The sequence below is a fragment of the Paraclostridium sp. MRS3W1 genome, from assembly GCF_032465715.1.
GTDB lineage: Bacteria > Bacillota > Clostridia > Peptostreptococcales > Peptostreptococcaceae > Paraclostridium > Paraclostridium dentum.
This window is the reverse complement of the sequence record NZ_JAWDJM010000133.1, coordinates 1-16,166: the sequence shown is the minus strand read 5'-3', so window position 1 is coordinate 16,166 and position 16,166 is coordinate 1. Positions and strand designations below refer to the sequence as shown.

General features: G+C 28.5%; 19 protein-coding genes. 3 read left to right on the top strand and 16 right to left on the bottom strand.

Annotated elements, in window-relative coordinates:
• On the bottom strand, nucleotides 1-237 hold a 237-nt coding region (locus tag RWY47_RS10825; RefSeq protein WP_316030325.1), incomplete at its 3' end, for an ArsR/SmtB family transcription factor.
• A 159-nt stretch (nucleotides 238-396) separates the two neighbouring features.
• On the opposite strand from RWY47_RS10825, the gene RWY47_RS10820 reads away from it, so the two are divergent.
• Nucleotides 397-933 (top strand): deoxycytidylate deaminase, encoded by a 537-nt coding sequence (locus tag RWY47_RS10820; protein WP_021430733.1) that lies wholly within the window; start codon nucleotides 397-399, stop codon nucleotides 931-933.
• Nucleotides 934-975: 42 nt separating this feature from the next.
• Here RWY47_RS10820 and surE read toward each other — a convergent pair whose 3' ends face one another.
• The 9 genes from surE to RWY47_RS10775 form a co-directional block, all read right to left on the bottom strand.
• Nucleotides 976-1,734 carry a 5'/3'-nucleotidase SurE gene (surE, locus tag RWY47_RS10815; protein ID WP_021430734.1) on the bottom strand — a complete coding sequence of 253 codons (759 nt, stop codon included), beginning with the start codon at nucleotides 1,732-1,734 and terminating at the stop codon, nucleotides 976-978.
• A gap of 19 nt (nucleotides 1,735-1,753) precedes the next feature.
• Entirely contained in the window at nucleotides 1,754-2,626 is an 873-nt protein-coding gene (locus RWY47_RS10810; protein WP_021430735.1) for a MurR/RpiR family transcriptional regulator, read from the bottom strand.
• A gap of 131 nt (nucleotides 2,627-2,757) precedes the next feature.
• Nucleotides 2,758-4,008: a sodium/glutamate symporter gene (gltS, locus tag RWY47_RS10805; protein WP_224170275.1), complete on the bottom strand. Its 1,251-nt coding sequence runs from the start codon at nucleotides 4,006-4,008 to the stop codon at nucleotides 2,758-2,760.
• A 241-nt stretch (nucleotides 4,009-4,249) separates the two neighbouring features.
• Nucleotides 4,250-4,789, bottom strand: a complete 540-nt coding sequence (locus RWY47_RS10800; RefSeq protein ID WP_021430737.1) for a 2-oxoacid:acceptor oxidoreductase family protein — start codon at nucleotides 4,787-4,789, stop codon at nucleotides 4,250-4,252.
• 18 nt (nucleotides 4,790-4,807) lie between these two features.
• Complete coding sequence (locus tag RWY47_RS10795; protein ID WP_150842816.1) at nucleotides 4,808-5,620, bottom strand: 2-oxoacid:ferredoxin oxidoreductase subunit beta; 813 nt, start codon at nucleotides 5,618-5,620, stop codon at nucleotides 4,808-4,810.
• The gene (locus RWY47_RS10790) at nucleotides 5,602-6,750 is read right to left on the bottom strand and encodes a 2-oxoacid:acceptor oxidoreductase subunit alpha (RefSeq protein WP_053831970.1); all 1,149 of its coding nucleotides are present in this window, start codon (nucleotides 6,748-6,750) and stop codon (nucleotides 5,602-5,604) included. Before RWY47_RS10790 ends, RWY47_RS10795 begins: the two co-directional genes overlap by 19 nt.
• Nucleotides 6,751-6,768: 18 nt before the next feature.
• Nucleotides 6,769-6,966, bottom strand: a complete 198-nt coding sequence (locus tag RWY47_RS10785) for a 4Fe-4S dicluster domain-containing protein (RefSeq protein WP_021430740.1) — start codon at nucleotides 6,964-6,966, stop codon at nucleotides 6,769-6,771.
• A 404-nt stretch (nucleotides 6,967-7,370) separates the two neighbouring features.
• Nucleotides 7,371-7,955 (bottom strand): class I SAM-dependent methyltransferase, encoded by a 585-nt coding sequence (locus RWY47_RS10780; protein ID WP_150842817.1) that lies wholly within the window; start codon nucleotides 7,953-7,955, stop codon nucleotides 7,371-7,373.
• Between the two features lie 15 nt (nucleotides 7,956-7,970).
• The gene (locus tag RWY47_RS10775; protein ID WP_224170274.1) at nucleotides 7,971-8,687 is read right to left on the bottom strand and encodes a pseudouridine synthase; all 717 of its coding nucleotides are present in this window, start codon (nucleotides 8,685-8,687) and stop codon (nucleotides 7,971-7,973) included.
• 155 nt (nucleotides 8,688-8,842) lie between these two features.
• Here RWY47_RS10775 and RWY47_RS10770 point away from each other — a divergent pair, with 155 nt between their 5' ends.
• The gene (locus RWY47_RS10770; RefSeq protein WP_168931036.1) at nucleotides 8,843-9,937 is read left to right on the top strand and encodes an AI-2E family transporter; all 1,095 of its coding nucleotides are present in this window, start codon (nucleotides 8,843-8,845) and stop codon (nucleotides 9,935-9,937) included.
• 43 nt (nucleotides 9,938-9,980) lie between these two features.
• On the opposite strand, the gene RWY47_RS10765 is transcribed toward RWY47_RS10770, so the two are convergent.
• From RWY47_RS10765 to RWY47_RS10745, 5 genes are all read right to left on the bottom strand, one after another.
• Nucleotides 9,981-10,592, bottom strand: coding sequence for a hypothetical protein (locus RWY47_RS10765; protein ID WP_168931034.1), 612 nt, complete (start codon nucleotides 10,590-10,592; stop codon nucleotides 9,981-9,983).
• Between the two features lie 115 nt (nucleotides 10,593-10,707).
• A complete protein-coding gene (locus RWY47_RS10760; RefSeq protein WP_150842819.1) occupies nucleotides 10,708-12,078 on the bottom strand; it encodes an MATE family efflux transporter in 1,371 nt (456 codons plus the stop codon).
• A gap of 13 nt (nucleotides 12,079-12,091) precedes the next feature.
• Nucleotides 12,092-12,511 carry a MarR family winged helix-turn-helix transcriptional regulator gene (locus RWY47_RS10755; RefSeq protein WP_085281800.1) on the bottom strand — a complete coding sequence of 140 codons (420 nt, stop codon included), beginning with the start codon at nucleotides 12,509-12,511 and terminating at the stop codon, nucleotides 12,092-12,094.
• A 141-nt stretch (nucleotides 12,512-12,652) separates the two neighbouring features.
• A complete protein-coding gene (locus RWY47_RS10750; protein ID WP_150842820.1) occupies nucleotides 12,653-14,302 on the bottom strand; it encodes a hypothetical protein in 1,650 nt (549 codons plus the stop codon).
• A 110-nt stretch (nucleotides 14,303-14,412) separates the two neighbouring features.
• Nucleotides 14,413-14,976 carry a hypothetical protein gene (locus tag RWY47_RS10745; RefSeq protein ID WP_021431393.1) on the bottom strand — a complete coding sequence of 188 codons (564 nt, stop codon included), beginning with the start codon at nucleotides 14,974-14,976 and terminating at the stop codon, nucleotides 14,413-14,415.
• A 382-nt stretch (nucleotides 14,977-15,358) separates the two neighbouring features.
• Between RWY47_RS10745 and RWY47_RS10740 the strand changes: the two genes are divergently transcribed.
• Nucleotides 15,359-15,523 carry a hypothetical protein gene (locus tag RWY47_RS10740; RefSeq protein WP_021431394.1) on the top strand — a complete coding sequence of 55 codons (165 nt, stop codon included), beginning with the start codon at nucleotides 15,359-15,361 and terminating at the stop codon, nucleotides 15,521-15,523.
• Nucleotides 15,524-15,542: 19 nt separating this feature from the next.
• Here RWY47_RS10740 and RWY47_RS10735 read toward each other — a convergent pair whose 3' ends face one another.
• Entirely contained in the window at nucleotides 15,543-16,103 is a 561-nt protein-coding gene (locus RWY47_RS10735) for a TVP38/TMEM64 family protein (protein WP_224170273.1), read from the bottom strand.
• Between the last annotated feature and the right edge of the window lie 63 nt (nucleotides 16,104-16,166).

Below are 16,166 nucleotides of genomic sequence, written 5' to 3'. Positions count from 1 at the left end.
TAACACATTCTTTAAAGTTTCTTTATTTATATCATAATAATTCCATTTTCCTTGAGAAATTTTGACTATAAGATTATTATCAAGTAACAATTTTAAATGATATGACAGTTTTGACTGAGAAAGTTCAAACTCATCTACTAACTTACACACACAAGTGCTACCTTTTTTATTTAAAGTTCTAAGTATCTCTAACCTTTTTTTATCAGCTAGAGCTTTAAATATCTCTTCATAACTCATATACTATATTCCTCCAAATAGTTTTTCTTTATATATATTATAACACTTATTTACTAAAACTTATATTGTACACTCAATAATTTGCAAAATAAGATATTTATTTATAGATTTATACGTTTATGGTATTATTATAATATCACGTTTTAGAAGGAGGCTTTTATGAGGATACTATTTACAGAGTGGGCTATGAATATAGCTGAGCAAACTAAAGTTAGAAGTACTTGTGTATCTAGGCAAGTAGGGGCAGTTATATGCATGGATAAGCAAATAATAAGTACAGGTTATAATGGAGCTCCTTCTGGGGCTATTCACTGTACAGATATAGGATATTGTGAGAGAAGAAAAAGAGGTATACCTTCAGGCCAAGGTCTTGAATTATGTAGAGCTGGCCATGCAGAGGCTAATGCAATTACACAATGTGCTAAAAATGGAACTAGTTGTAATGGTGCAGTTTTATATGTAACAACTCAACCTTGCGTGTTTTGTTGTATAGCATTAATACAAGCGGGAATTAAAAAAGTTGTATTTAAAGGAGAATACCCTACTGGACTAGGTCTTCAACTATTAGAAGAATCTGGTGTTGAGTATATAAAGTATGAAGATGAGCTTGAGAGCGAAAGAAAATCTGTTGAATTAAAACAAAAAGATGAAGCAAAAAGAATCGAAGAATTTTTATCAAAACCAAAAAGATATTAAAAATAGGTGTACAATGATTTTTTAATTATTGTACACCTATTTTTATAATAAATTTATATTGTTTAAAACATCAATTTTTTTATAATTAGTCATATCTATGTTTACTGGAGTTATAGAAATATAGCCCTCTTCTATAGCTTGTATATCACTATCTTTTTCCTGCTCAAGTTTTCTTACTTGACCACCAATCCAAACATATCTTTTGCCATAAGGACTTTTTCTTTCCTCTATGACATTATCATACTCCCTTATACCTAATTTAGTTATTTTATATCCTTTAATATCTCCATTTGGTATATTTATATTTAAAATACAATCAGTAAATATATTCATTTTATCTATTAAGCTTTCAACTATGTTTTTTACATAAACAGAGGCATTTTTGTAATTATTACTTGATACATCAAATCCATCATACGATATAGCTATTGACGGCTTTTTTTGTATAAGTCCTTCAATAGCTGCTGAGACAGTACCTGAATAAATTACATCAGTCCCTAAATTAGGTCCATTGTTTATTCCACTTAAAACTAAATCAATTTCAATATCTTTTAAAATTGATTCAATTCCTACTTTGACGCAATCAGCAGGAGTTCCACTTATAGAATACGATGTTATTTTATCTGATATATTTTCTTCTTTAATCATTATAGGATCATGAATTGTTATAGCATGACCCGTAGCACTTCTTTGAGTATGAGGAGCGACAATATAAACATTTGCTATATCACTTATAGTTTTAGCAAGTTCTAAAATTCCATCAGCATAAATACCATCATCGTTAGTGATTAATATATTCATATATACCTCCTAATTTATTTTATTCGTATACAGAGAACTTCTCCCAAATTTTTTCTAAATCATCAAAGTATTCTTTTATATCATCTTTTTCTTTCATTCCTATAGATACTACAAGAGCATTTGATAAGCTAAGTGCCGGAACAAGAGAATCAACAAATGATGCCATATTGCTTTTTACTAAAAGTGTTGTATCTGCAACCGTAGCAATTGGAGCAAACAGACTATCTGTCATAGATATAATATGTGCACCCTTACTTCTTGCATAATCTACTACTTGATAGCTTTTCTTTGAATATCTAGGGAAGCTTATTGCAACAACAACATCTTCTTCTGTTATTCTTACAACCTGTTCAAACGCATCTCCCATATCCATTCTTATAATATGAACATTATCTAATATGATGTCTAAATAAAAACCTAAGTATTGAGCTATACTAAACGAACTTCTCATACCTAGTATATATATTTTTCTAGCATTTAAAAGCTTATCAGAAGCTTGTTGGAACATTCTTTCATCTAAGTTTTCTAAAGTATCCTTTATATTGTCTATATCACTTTTTAAAACTTTACTTAAAATCTTGCAGTCATCTGAATACTCCTGATTCATTTCTACTCTTTGTACAGTTGTTAACTTATTTTTTATAAGTTCCTGAAGAGCATCTTGTAGTTTTGGATATCCTGAAAATCCTAAAGCATTTGCAAATCTTACTACAGTAGACTCACTTACTCCAACTTCTTCTCCAAGTTTAGATGCAGTCATAAATGCAACTTTATCATAACTTGATATTAAATATTGGGCTATAAGTTTTTGACCCTTACTAAGTCTTGGATATTGCTTTTGAATGTCATCAATTAGTTGTTTGCTATCTTTAAAATCTTTAGTTTCGTTCATTTTTTTCTCCTCATAATTACTAATGATTTATTTATATTAAGCTATAAGCCTTTTTTACATTTCACATAACTATATTATACCATCTTTTGCTACATTTTTTAAACAATATATAAGTTTTTTACATTATTTATTTATAGCAAATTTATAAATGTAGTTATAACTGCAGAATTGAAGAATTCTATAAATAAAGCTCCAACCAATGGTAAAATAAAAAACGCACTTTGACAAGGCCCAAACTTACTTGCAACTGATTCCATATTGGCTATTCCATTTGGAGTAGCTCCCATTCCAAACCCACAGTGTCCTGCAGCTAATACTGCTGCTGTATAATCTTTTCCCATTATTCTAAATGTTACAAAATATGCAAATAAAATCATTAGAATAGTTTGTATACTTAATAAGATTATTATAGGTACTGCTAAATCTACAAGCTCCCAAAGTTTTAAGCTACACATTGCCATTGATAAAAATAAAGATAAGCAAATACCACCAATACTAGAAAGTTCATTTTCAGGAGTTTTCCATACTCCTTTTACATCTGATAAATTTCTCATTATAGCTGCAATTAACATAGCACCTATATAACTCGGCATAGTAATTCCTACACTCGAAAATCCTGATGAAATTAAAGTTCCTAATCCCATAGCTACTATAATTTGTATAGCTCCACTTACTAAACTTTGCTCAGACAGTTTAGGTAAGTTAACTTCACATGCGCTTGCATCAGAGTCTAATCCTGCAGCTTCCAATTCTATTAAATTATCATACTCATCATCTTTATTTCCTAAATTGTATTTTTCTACTAATCTATTTGCAATAGGTCCTCCTATAATACTTCCAGCAACTAATCCAAATGTTGCACATGCCATAGCTATACTAAGAGCTCCATTCAATCCCTGAGCCTCCATAAGAGGTCCAAATGCTCCAGAAGATCCATGTCCACCTGTCATTGATACTGATCCTGCTATAAGTCCAAGTAAAGGATTAACACCTATAGCTTTTGCCGATAAAATACCAATTATATCTTGAGACAGCACTAATAAAACTGCAACAATTAAAAACTTTATTACCCCTAACCCCCCTTTTTTTAGAGCTTTAAAACTTGCTGTGAATCCTACTGTTGTAAAAAAGGCTGTCATTAAAATCCCTTGTAACGTCGTATCAAACACTATAGCAATTACACCTGTCTGTCTTAAAACAAATGATATAATCGCAAAAGAAAATCCACCTACAACTGGTGCTGGTATACAATATTTTTGCAATATACTAACCTTAGATTTGATAAAAGATCCTATAAGAAGTACTATTGTTGTAAATGCAAGACTTTGAACCATATCTAAATTCATTGTCATCATCCCTAATTCTTTTGATAATTCAAACATACGCATCCCTCCTAAATTATATAAAAAATAACTAAATACCTTTTAAAAAATAATTAAAATATTAAAAAATAAATTTTAAATGATTTACGATATTTTTTTACTTCTTTTGATTTTATTTTCTGAAAATTAACGTTATTTTTTTTCGTATTTCAAATTATAACATAAATCGTTTTGAAATACGAAATCTTTTTAATATTTTTTGTTTTTTAATGAAAAGAGAAAGGAAGATTCCTTTCTCTTTTTAATATGCATAACTAACTAATGATCTTCCTAGTTCGAAAGCGTTTTCATTAAGTTCTTCTGTTCCTTTCGGAACTCTAGCTAATATAGCTTTTTTTAACATTTCCTTATCTACACCTTCTATTGTTTCACTTATAACGCCTAGTGCTACAATGTTAGCTACCATAATTTTTCCTAATTTTTCCTTACTACTATCTATGATAGGAACTTTAATTACTTTTGCATTTTTTGTGTCTATATTTTTTTCATCCACAGTAGAATCTATAATAATAATTCCATCATTTTTTATAGTATGTGAATACTCATCAAAAGATTTTTGAGTTAAACTCAATAATATATCAGCTTCTCTTACCTTTGGGAAATTAATTTCTCCATCACTGATTATAACTTCAGCTTTACTTGCTCCACCTCTAGCTTCGGGACCATATGATTGAGTTTGAACAGAGTTTAAGTTTGATAATATAGCTCCTTCTGCAAGTATTATACCAGCTAAAATCAGTCCTTGTCCTCCTGATCCACTAAGTCTTATCTCTTTTCTCATATTCATTTCTCCTTATAATCATTTCACCCTATTTATTATTTTTTTATATTCCTCTGTATACTCTGGCATTTTTTCACTTTTAAATACTCCAAAGAATTGTTTATTTTCAAGTTTTTCTTCAGTCAATTTATCTTTTAGTGCTATATCAACATAATTATCTTTTAAAATATTCATTAGTGCCACAGCTGAGCCCTTTTTATTTTTTCTACCATAGTAAGTAGGGCACAAACTCATACCTTCAATAATAGAAAATCCCTTGTGAATTATACCTTTTTTTATGTATTCTATCATTTGTTTTGCATGATATGCAGTTCCTCTAGCTACAAATGTAGCACCTGCTCCCTTAGATAACTCACATATATCAAAAGGTTTATCAATATTGCCATAAGGTGCAGTTGTAGCAAAGTCATTAGTATTAGTAGTTGGCGAGTATTGGCCTCCAGTCATACCATATATATTATTATTAAAAACAATTGTAGTTATATCTATATTTCTTCTACACGCATGTATAAGGTGATTACCACCTATTGCTGTACAATCTCCATCTCCAGTTACAACAATTACATGCATATCTGGATTTGCAAATTTTACACCTGTAGCAAACGGTATAGCTCTACCGTGTGTTGTATGCAAAGTATTAAAGTCTAAATATCCAGATGCCCTAGATGAACATCCTATACCTGATACTACACATACGTTATCCTTATCTAACCCTAATTCGTCTATAGCAACCGCAATAGATCTCATAAGGATACCATGTCCACATCCAGGACACCATATATGTGGTAACCTATTTGCTCTAAAATTATTTTCTACAACGCTACTTGGCATTTTACCACCTCCATAACCTTATCAACTATATCTTCCGGTGTTATAATTTCTCCATTATATTTATTAATTCCAACTATATTACAATCACTATCGCAAACTCTTTGAACCTCTTGTATCATTTGTCCATAATTTAGTTCAGGAACATATATATTTTGTACATGTTTGCTTAATTCTTTAACCTTTTCTTCAGGGAATGGCCAAACTGTTTTTATAGTAAATAATCCAGCTTTAACCCCTTTGCTTCTTAATGTATCAACTGCATCTTTTGTACATCTACTCATACATCCAAAAGTTATAAATAACTCTTCGCAATCGTCCATTTTGTATTGTTCATAAAGTAATATATCGTCTAAGTTTTTGTTAATTTTATCCATTAATCTATCCATAAGTTTTTTTGTTTGTGCTGTGCTATTTGTTGGGAATCCTGTTTCATCGTGCATAAGACCTGTTACGTGATATCTGTATCCATCTGAGAAGTTTGCCATTGGCGGCACTAGAGTTGTTTGATCATATATTTTGTATTCATCTTTATTTGCTTTAACTTTTTTTCTATCATATATTTCAAGTTCATTTTCAGTAGGTAATTCAACCTTTTCTCTCATATGTCCTATAACTTCATCTAATAACAATATTACAGGAGTTCTATATTTTTCTGAAAAATTGAATGCCTTAACTGTTAAATCAAATGTATCTCTAACACTCGTTGGAGATAATGCTATTATTGGATGATCTCCATGAGTTCCCCACTTAGCTTGCATTAAATCTGCTTGTGCTGGAGATGTAGGAAGTCCAGTACTAGGACCACATCTTTGTACATTTACTATAACACATGGAATTTCTGCAAGTGATGCATATCCTATATTTTCTTGTTTAAGTGAAAACCCTGGTCCACTAGTTGCTGTCATCGATTTGAGTCCTGTTAAAGAAGCTCCAATCGTTGCTGCCATGGATGCAATTTCGTCTTCCATTTGTATAAATTTGCCACCAACTTTTGGTAACATATATGATGAAATTTCAGCTACTTCGGTAGATGGTGTTATCGGATAACCTGCAAAGAATTTCATCCCAGCATATAATGCACCATGTACACAAGCTTCATTTCCTTGTAACAATTTTACTTTTTTATGCATAACTCTCTACCCCCCTTATTATTTTTCATCCTTAGATATATAAATAGCATAATCTGGACATCTAAGTTCACATAATCCACAAAGTATACATTTTTCTATATCTTCTACAGAGATTATATTGTTCTCTAATTTTAAAACTTTTTTAGGACAGTATTCTACACAAATACCGCAACCTTTACACCAATTAGTATCTATTGTAAGTTTTCCTTTTTCCAAACTTATCCCCCCCTACAACTTTTACTTTCTCTTTAATAGTAGCTATTTTTTCTGCCAATTGCAATTATTATTTCATTTTCACGATTTTTTCTATATTTTTGCAATTTTACTATGCAAACTTTCATACTTATAGCTCTATATTATTATATTTTTTAAAATTGAATTATAATCAAAGTATAAGTTCATTGATATTATCCAATTGTTATATACTTAACTTTCTGCACTTAAATGTCCTTCTAAAACGCAAAAAAGAATTTTTTTTATATATACTTTCAATATAAATCTAAAATAATAGTTTTTTTCTAAGATTTTGTAATTTTTTTTCAAAAATATATTGTATACATATAAAAAAATTAAAAAAGTAATGAGATTAGAAGCTTCTAACTCATTACTTTTTTAATTTTTTATATATAATTATTCTTTTTTTCTATCATTATTAATCTTGGAGGATGATTTATTTGATTTACAAAGTTACAGTTTAGTACACTATATTCACTTTGATCTAGTTTACTTACATACCCAAATACTTCATCACACTCTTCCATACCACCTTCATGTCCTGTATAAATAGCTATACTTACAACCCCATTAGGTTTTAACAATTCTAAGCTTTTTTTAATAGCTTCTACTGTTGTTTCTGGTTTTGTTATAACTTGGTGTTTAGCTCTTGGCAAATATCCCAAGTTAAACATAACACAACTTACCTCTTTGTTTACATACATGTCCATATTTTGATGCCCATCTAAAATTAAATTTACCCTATCTATAAGTTCTGCCTTTTCCAATCTTTTTTTTGTGCTTTTTATAGCGTCTTCTTGAACATCAAAACTATATACAACCCCATTTGCTCCTACTTTTTCTGCAAGATATTTTGTATCATATCCATTTCCCATAGTAGCATCAATTACTATATCGCCTTCTTTTATAACATCTTCTAATAGCACCTTATTTAAGTCAGTTACTTTAGTTAAATATTTTACTTTCATCATTTCACTTCAATCCTTTTACTTTAATTTCTTTAAATAATTTACCTCGTCATTAGTTAAATATCTGTATTGCCCTATCTCCATATCCTTTAATACAATTTTACCCATAGCTTTTCTTCTTAGGTTCATAACAGGATGATTTATAGCTCTGCACATTTTTCTTACCTGTCTATTTCTACCTTCATGTATTTTTATTTCACAAACAGCGTAATTTTTTTCAATATTTTTTTTAACTATTTTTATCTTAGCAGGAGCTGTTTTGTAATCTTCTATATATAATCCTTTTTCAAAATTGTTAATTTCAGATTCATTTGGAATTCCTTTTACTGTCGCAACATAAGTTTTATCAACTTCATGCTTAGGATGAGTCAATTTATATGTCAAATCCCCATCATTAGTTAACAGTAGTAATCCACTTGTTTCATAGTCTAACCTTCCAATTGGGTAGACTCTAGCTCCCACACCTTTTACTAAGTCTATAACACTTTTTCTGTCAAATTGATCTTTTACAGTTGTAACATATCCTTCAGGTTTATTTAGCATAATATATACTAATTCTTCTTCTAATCCAATTGCCTTTCCATCTACTTCTACTTTATCTTCAGCTTCATTTATTTGAAATGATAATTCATTTACTATTTTTCCATTTACTTTAACACGATTTTCAATTATTAACTCTTCTGCTTTTCTTCTTGATGCAATTCCGCAATATGCTATATATTTATTAATTCTCATAATTATCTCCTTAATTTCTTTATTTCTTCACATTAGATTATTATACTATATTTTTTTTAATAAAATAAAATAAATTTACCTTTTTATATTATTTTATTTTATTAATTGGAAAAATTAATAATAATATACAAGTACTAATAAAAGAGGTGTGTGATTTGATTTCAAGAGATAATATTAAATATTGTATATTTGTAGCCTTTATATCTATATTAATTTATAAGGCTATAGATAACCCTGCAGTTTTTATATCTAGTATAAACGACTTGTTTAAGTTTTTAAGTCCTTTTTTATTAGCTGTATTAATGTGTTTACTTTTAAATCCTGTTATTATGTTTTTAGAAAAAAAATTCAATATGCCGAGACTTTTAAATATATTTACTTCATATTTTTTTATATTTTTATTTTTTTGTTTTTGTATAAATTTAATAATGCCTTCATTGATAGATACATTGAACACTTTAATAACAGAAATACCAAACTATACGCTAAAGATAGATTCACTTTTAAATAAATATGTTTCTAATAATCATTCATTTGATAGCATTTTGCCTCATATACAAGCTCATTTAGATTCAGCTTTAAAACACGCTGTCAAAATGTTAAATACAATTTCTTCAGATTTTTTAATATATATTTTTAGCATAACATCTATAATTTTCAATATTATAATGGGTATTATTTTATCTATTTATATACTTTGTGATAAAGAAAATATTTTAAAAAATGTAAAAAACTTATTATATTCAATTTTTTCAAAAAAAAGAGCCAATGCAATAATTGAATTCTTTGATATAATAAATAAAATTTTCTATCATTATATCATAGGTAGTTTAATTGTTTCTTTGGTTGTAGGAATAATAACATTCATAGGATTTAGATTCTTTATAAATATAAAAGGTAGTTTATTCTTATCTTTTATAGTATTCATAACTAATATGATTCCTTATTTCGGCCCATTTATAGGAGCTCTACTTCCAATACTTATGACTTTATCATATAGCCCTATAAAAGCGCTTTGGGTTGCTATATTTTTACTTGTACTCCAACAAGTAGATGGTAATATAATTGCTCCAAAAATCATGGGCGAATTTGTAGGACTTCATCCCCTTTGGATAATATGCGCTGTATTAATAGGTGGTGCTTTATTCGGATTGATAGGAGTTTTCTTATCCGTTCCAGTAGCAGCTGTAATAAAAACATATTTAGATAAATACATTGAAAAAAGTTTAAACATACCAAAATCTGAATAGTAAAAAATAAAAACGTCTAAAGTTAAGTTTAGACGTTTTTAAATTATAAATATTTTATTAAATTTTCTAGTTTTATATCAACTATTTTTACATTTTCATTAATAGACATCAATCTTTTTTCATCAAATTTCTTATCTTGTGATATTAACAAAACTTCAGGCACTTCATAAAAAGGTATTGTTGAATTCAAAACTTTTACATGCAAGTTTTTATATTTGCTCATTTTAAATACCTCTGTTAATTTGATATCTATAAGTTTTTGTTTTAATTTATTATCTTTATCTATATATTCAATGTATATATCATATTTATCTTTATCTATTGTTACATTTCTATAAAATCTTTTTATTTCATAGCCTGAAGATTCCATCTTTAAAACTATCTCTGAGCCTAGTATAACTTTTAAAAGTTCTTTTCCTTTATATGTTTTGCCTCCATTTAAATAATAGATTCCTGAACTATCTTTATACTCCCCATAAACTACATTGCATGGATATTTTTTAAGAGTAAACTCTCTACACATTCTTCTTAGAGTTTTTTTGTGAGGAGATTTCATTATTTTTCTTTTTTTAGAAAAAAACTTATTAAACTGTTGTTCTGTTGCACATCTAACTTGGCTCATTAAAACCAGTATCTCCTTTTCCATACTTACCATTATGCTATTCTCCTTGATGTATATTGTGACAAGTCTTAATTTATTATATTAAACACATGCAATAAAATTTACACTTTAATAAAAAAAAGCATAGACATGTGTCTATGCTTTTACTTTATATTGTTATTTCTTGTTCTTTTACTTCAACTTTTTTATAACTTTTTAATTCTCTATATAATATAATAGCAGTTATAGCTGTTGCTAAAAAGTCTGCAACTGGCTGTGCATACCAAACCCCATCTAAACCAAAGAATTTTGGTAATATTATTATCATAGGTATTAATATGATAACCTGTCTAAGCAAACTAAGAACCATAGCCATTTTAGCTTTTCCTACAGATTGTATATAATTAGATCCTGTTATAGATATTCCTATTATAGGCATCATTAATAAGTATATTCTAGCGCCTTTTACTGATATCTCCATAAGTTTAGGATCTTTATTAAACATACCTACCATAACTTCTGGTATAGTTTGAATTATTAGCCATCCTGTTGTAAGTATTATTATAGATGCTAAAGCTGATAGTTTAAATGTTTTATTAGCTCTATCATACTGCTTAGCACCAAAGTTAAACCCGATTATAGGCTGAGCTCCTTGGTTTAATCCAAATATAGGCATTAAAAATATCATAGAAATAGATGATATAGTAGCCATTGCACCTATAGCTAAATCCCCTCCATAAGTTTTTAATGCATTATTTGATATAACTTGAACTAAACTTGCAGCTATTTGCATTGCAAATGGTGCAGATCCTATAGCAAATATCTTTTTAACTAAAGAACTATCTAGTTTCAAACTTGATTTATGGAATTTTAAATTAGATTTTCCGCTTACATAATATAAGAATCCCCATGTAGCCGTTACTATTTGTGATACAACTGTTGCAATAGCAGCTCCTTGTATACCTAAGTTGAATCCAAATATTAAAATAGCATCTAATATAACATTTGTTAAACATCCAACTATCATTATAGTTGCTGCTAATCTAGGACTTCCATCACCCCTTATAGTATTATTTAATGTATATCCTAACATATTAAACATACTTCCAGCTAAGATTATGTATATATAATCTTTAGCATATTGAAGTGTGGCTTCACTTGCTCCAAACACTTTAAGTATCGTATCTCCAAACATAATTCCTACTATACTAATTATAAGTCCAATAATAATAGATAATTTTATAGCATTTCCTATAATTTTTTCAGCATCTTCTTTTTTACCTTGGCCTAACTTTATAGATATATTAGTTGTAGCACCTATACCCACAAGCATAGCAAAGGCTAGCATTATTGTCATTATCGGTAAACATACTCCAACTCCAGTTATCGCAAGAGGTCCTACTCCAGGTATGTTCCCAATAAATATTCTGTCTACTACGTTATATAATGCATTTACTAGCATTCCTACAATAGCAGGTACAGAATATGTTAATAAAAGTCTTGGTATTGAGTGATTTCTCAATTCTTGTTCATTTTTCATAAATTGTCCTCCTTTATATTGTCATACATATTTTTTGTAAAAGTCTCCTAACTAACTTACTTTCTTCTTCCGTTAAATTAGCCGTCATATATACTTCCCACTTTGATAAAACTTCATATATACTTCCTTTTACACTTTTTCCTTTATCAGTTAAATGTAATTTATAAGCTCTTTTATCAATTTCATCTTTCTCTCGCGTTAAAAAACCTTCTTCTTCTAACTTTTTTATAGCCCTTGCGGTTGTTCCTTTATCTATATTAAGAGTTTCTGCAAGATCTTCTTGACTTCTTCCATCGCCTCTATATAGTTCTAATAAAAACATAAATTGACCAGCCCCAACTCCCAATCCACTTAACTCTTTAGATATAAAAGATCCACCTCTTCTATGAATCTGAGAGATATATCTTCCAATATAATTACAATCCTTTTTCACATTAAATTCCCCCTATCATAAAGATAGCATCAATTTAGTTGCAATAACAACTAAATTAGTATACAATAAAATAGTTGTTATTGCAACTATTTTTACAAAAATAAAAAACTACATATTCATGTAGTTTTTTATTTGTTATCTTTACTTTTCGGGTTTATTTTCTTCAGCTTTCGCTTGATTTATACTAATATTATCAAATTCAATTAATTCTATCAACCCTTTTTGAGCTTTATCATATCCAAATTTTACATTGTCGCCTTCTTTTGTTAAAGGAACCTCATGAGAAACTTTAGAAGTTACAACAAATATAGAGTCATTCATTCCTTCTATTGTAAGGTAATATGCAGTATTACCATCTATTACATCTGAGTTTATCCTTTGCACTACCCCTGTAGTTACTTGTTTTGTATCATCATTTGCAAGTTCTACGGTATTTCCTTTTGATTTTAACTGTTCTCTATAGCTTCTAAAAGCATCTTCTTTATTGTCACCTATTCCAACTATATTAAAATCTTCTACGGAAACAAAGGCAACCATCTTAACTAATCCTGCCTTATCTTTTAAAGACATTACATATGTAGGTTTCCCTAATATATTATAAACAACAGGGAATGTTGCCTCATAATTTTTTTCTTGTACTTTACCTGTTGCAGATACCATAGCTGCGGTTTCTGTTGCTCCTGGTTGTTTATACAGTTTAGCTTCTTTAGTTCTAGTATCAACTAACATAAATCCTATAGTTGAATCATCTCCTCCTGCAGAAGTTATACCGGTATACCAATATGATTTTCCATCTTCACCATATACTAATGATGTTCCTTCAGTAGCTACTAATACACCTTTTTCTGATATGACCGCATTTAAAAATCCACTTACAAATTTACCCCAATCATTTATTTGCTTAACTATAAATTCTTCTGGTTGTATTCTATCTATCCACTTTGGAGCATTTTTTATATCATAACTTTTAACTTCACCAGTTTGAGTATCTACAGTTGCTATACCTATGGCGTTTTGTCCTCCATATCCAACAGCATTTTCATATAACGAAACTACCCAATAAGGTTTTCCCTTATCATCTATTTCTAATGTAAAATCTGTCATACCTACATTAGTATATCCTTTTAAATACATATGTCTTCTTAAGTCTTGATGTAAATAAGCTTCAGGTTGATATACTATTTTTATAGGTTTTCCATCAACTTCTTGAACAAGTCTAACATCTTGTGGATTTGTAGCCGATACCCTTACATATCCGCTTGTCCCTTTTATATTTGTAATCCATTTTATTGCATCTCTATGTACTAATGGTGCTACCCAACATAATTCTCCATCTACATTTTGAATATGAAACTTTCCAAGTTTCGATACACTACCTATAGCAGGGACTTCTCCTAACTTTTTATCCCCTAATTTCATAGCCATATCTTCGTCTACTAGCCTAATTTCATTTGCATTCACAGGGCTTACATCTTTTGCAAAGTTACTTTCTTTAACATCTCCGATTAAATTTCTATATGCTTTTGAGTGTAATACCGGTGATGATGTTAAAAATGGCACTACTACAATGTAAGCTATTAACACTGCAGCTATTGAGAAATTTCGTTTAGCTAACTTTGATGTTTGCTCTCCTTTGTCAAACATCATATCAAGTACTCCAGCTATTACGAAAAATATAACTAGTGTTGAAAATAGCGAGGTAAAATCTAATCTAAGTACAGGTAATTTTATTATTGCATATATAGCTACCATTACCAACGCTATTCCATACGTTTTTAAAATTTTTTTCATTTATTACTCCTTCCTAATTTTTAAAATATTTGTAATATTTGTTAATATTAATTATAACCATTTTTTGTAAAAAAATAAATACTCCTTAAAATTATAAGGAGTATTTTTCTTTACACACTACTTAAACTATATTCAAATATTTTTTCTTTTGCTCTATATTCACTTAATAATCCTTCATACTCAAGTGTCAAATCCTTATGATTAAAGAAGTCATTTGGCTTAATTGCACACGATGGCTTCTCAAATAAGTTTATCCCACTATCTTCTAACATATCTGCTACAAAGTGAGAGCACACATATTTATTCTCAGCTTCTCTAGGTTTGTTTCTAGATAAATATAAAAGTGCTAACACATCATAATCATATTTATCTCTGTTTGCACTTATATTTAATATATTTTTATATAAATTGTTATATTGTTCATTAGTTACATATAATGAGTATACTCTACATCTAGTATTCGTTTTTATAGCATATAAACCTTCATTTATATTTTCCTCTACAAATCCAGCAAATAAAGGTGTTTTTGGATTTAATCTTCCAAATGAATACATAGGTCTTAAATACTCATTAAGAGCTATAGATACGTGTGCATAAGGAGTTTTAGATATACTTTTGATTAAGTAAGAAAGAGCAGTTCCTGTATATGTTGTTACTATATATACCTTCTGCATTATTTAACCCCCCAATGTCTTGGCTTATAATAATATTTATGATAACTACTCTATTTTATCACCATTTTAATCAAACTTCAAATATTGTTTTTGTAACTTTTTAATTTTCAATGTATTTATATTAAAAATATTAAACTTTAAAATAATTGTTATAAATTGTATTTAAAGTTAATTTTTAATGTAAAATATAAAATTCAATTTTATTTATTCCTTTGTCTTATAAATTAACTTATCTTTTTTAAGACTTTGTCTAAACCTGTCTCATTTTTAATCAACTTTAATATAATATAGTATACTACTTTTTAAAAAACATTTCCCATTATTTTTTTAATTTAATTGAAATTTTACTTTATTTTTTAAAATTTTATTAGGAGGCATTATAATGAAGCTTACACAAGAACAATTAATACTTAAAAGAGATAATAGATGTATAGAGTGCGGATGCAAATTAAATGGTTTATCATACTCTACTTACTTTGAACAAAATACAAACGTGAAAAATTTCAAATCTAACTTATGTCCGAATTGTTTATCAAATAAAAAATAGACTATACTTTTGTATAGTCTTATTTTACGCTATTTATTCTTTTATTAACTTTATTTCCTAAAATCCAAAACACCAAAACTAATATTATTAATGATGCAATTTTTAAAGGATCTGTTATAAAAGTTTTTATATCATTTCCTATGTAACTTATAACTAAAAACATAATAAATTTACCAAGTATCATTCCTGGTACAAAATTACTCAATTTCATCTTTGATATTCCAGCAGTTATAGTTATTAAAAAATCAGGTATAAAAGGACATAAATAAACTATAAACATCATACTAAACCCCTGTCTTTTTACCCACTTCTTAAATTTCTCTACTTTTTCGTTATTTATTTTTTTAATTAGCTTAGAGTCTGAAAATTTCTTGCAAATCAAAAATAAAACTATCGATCCTATAACTGAGCCAAGCCAAGACACCGAAAATCCAAGTCCTATTCCTAAAACAAACGCATTAGCTGCTACTATAGCAACCAGTGGTAATGCTGGTATAAAAGTTTCTACTATTATTATTATAAATCCTACTGCAGCCACTAATAATTTATATTCTTGTAAGCTATATATTATTTCTTCCATATATTAGCACCTACCTAACCTAGACTTTATCTATAAGTTTCAAAGTTTTTATATAATTAAATT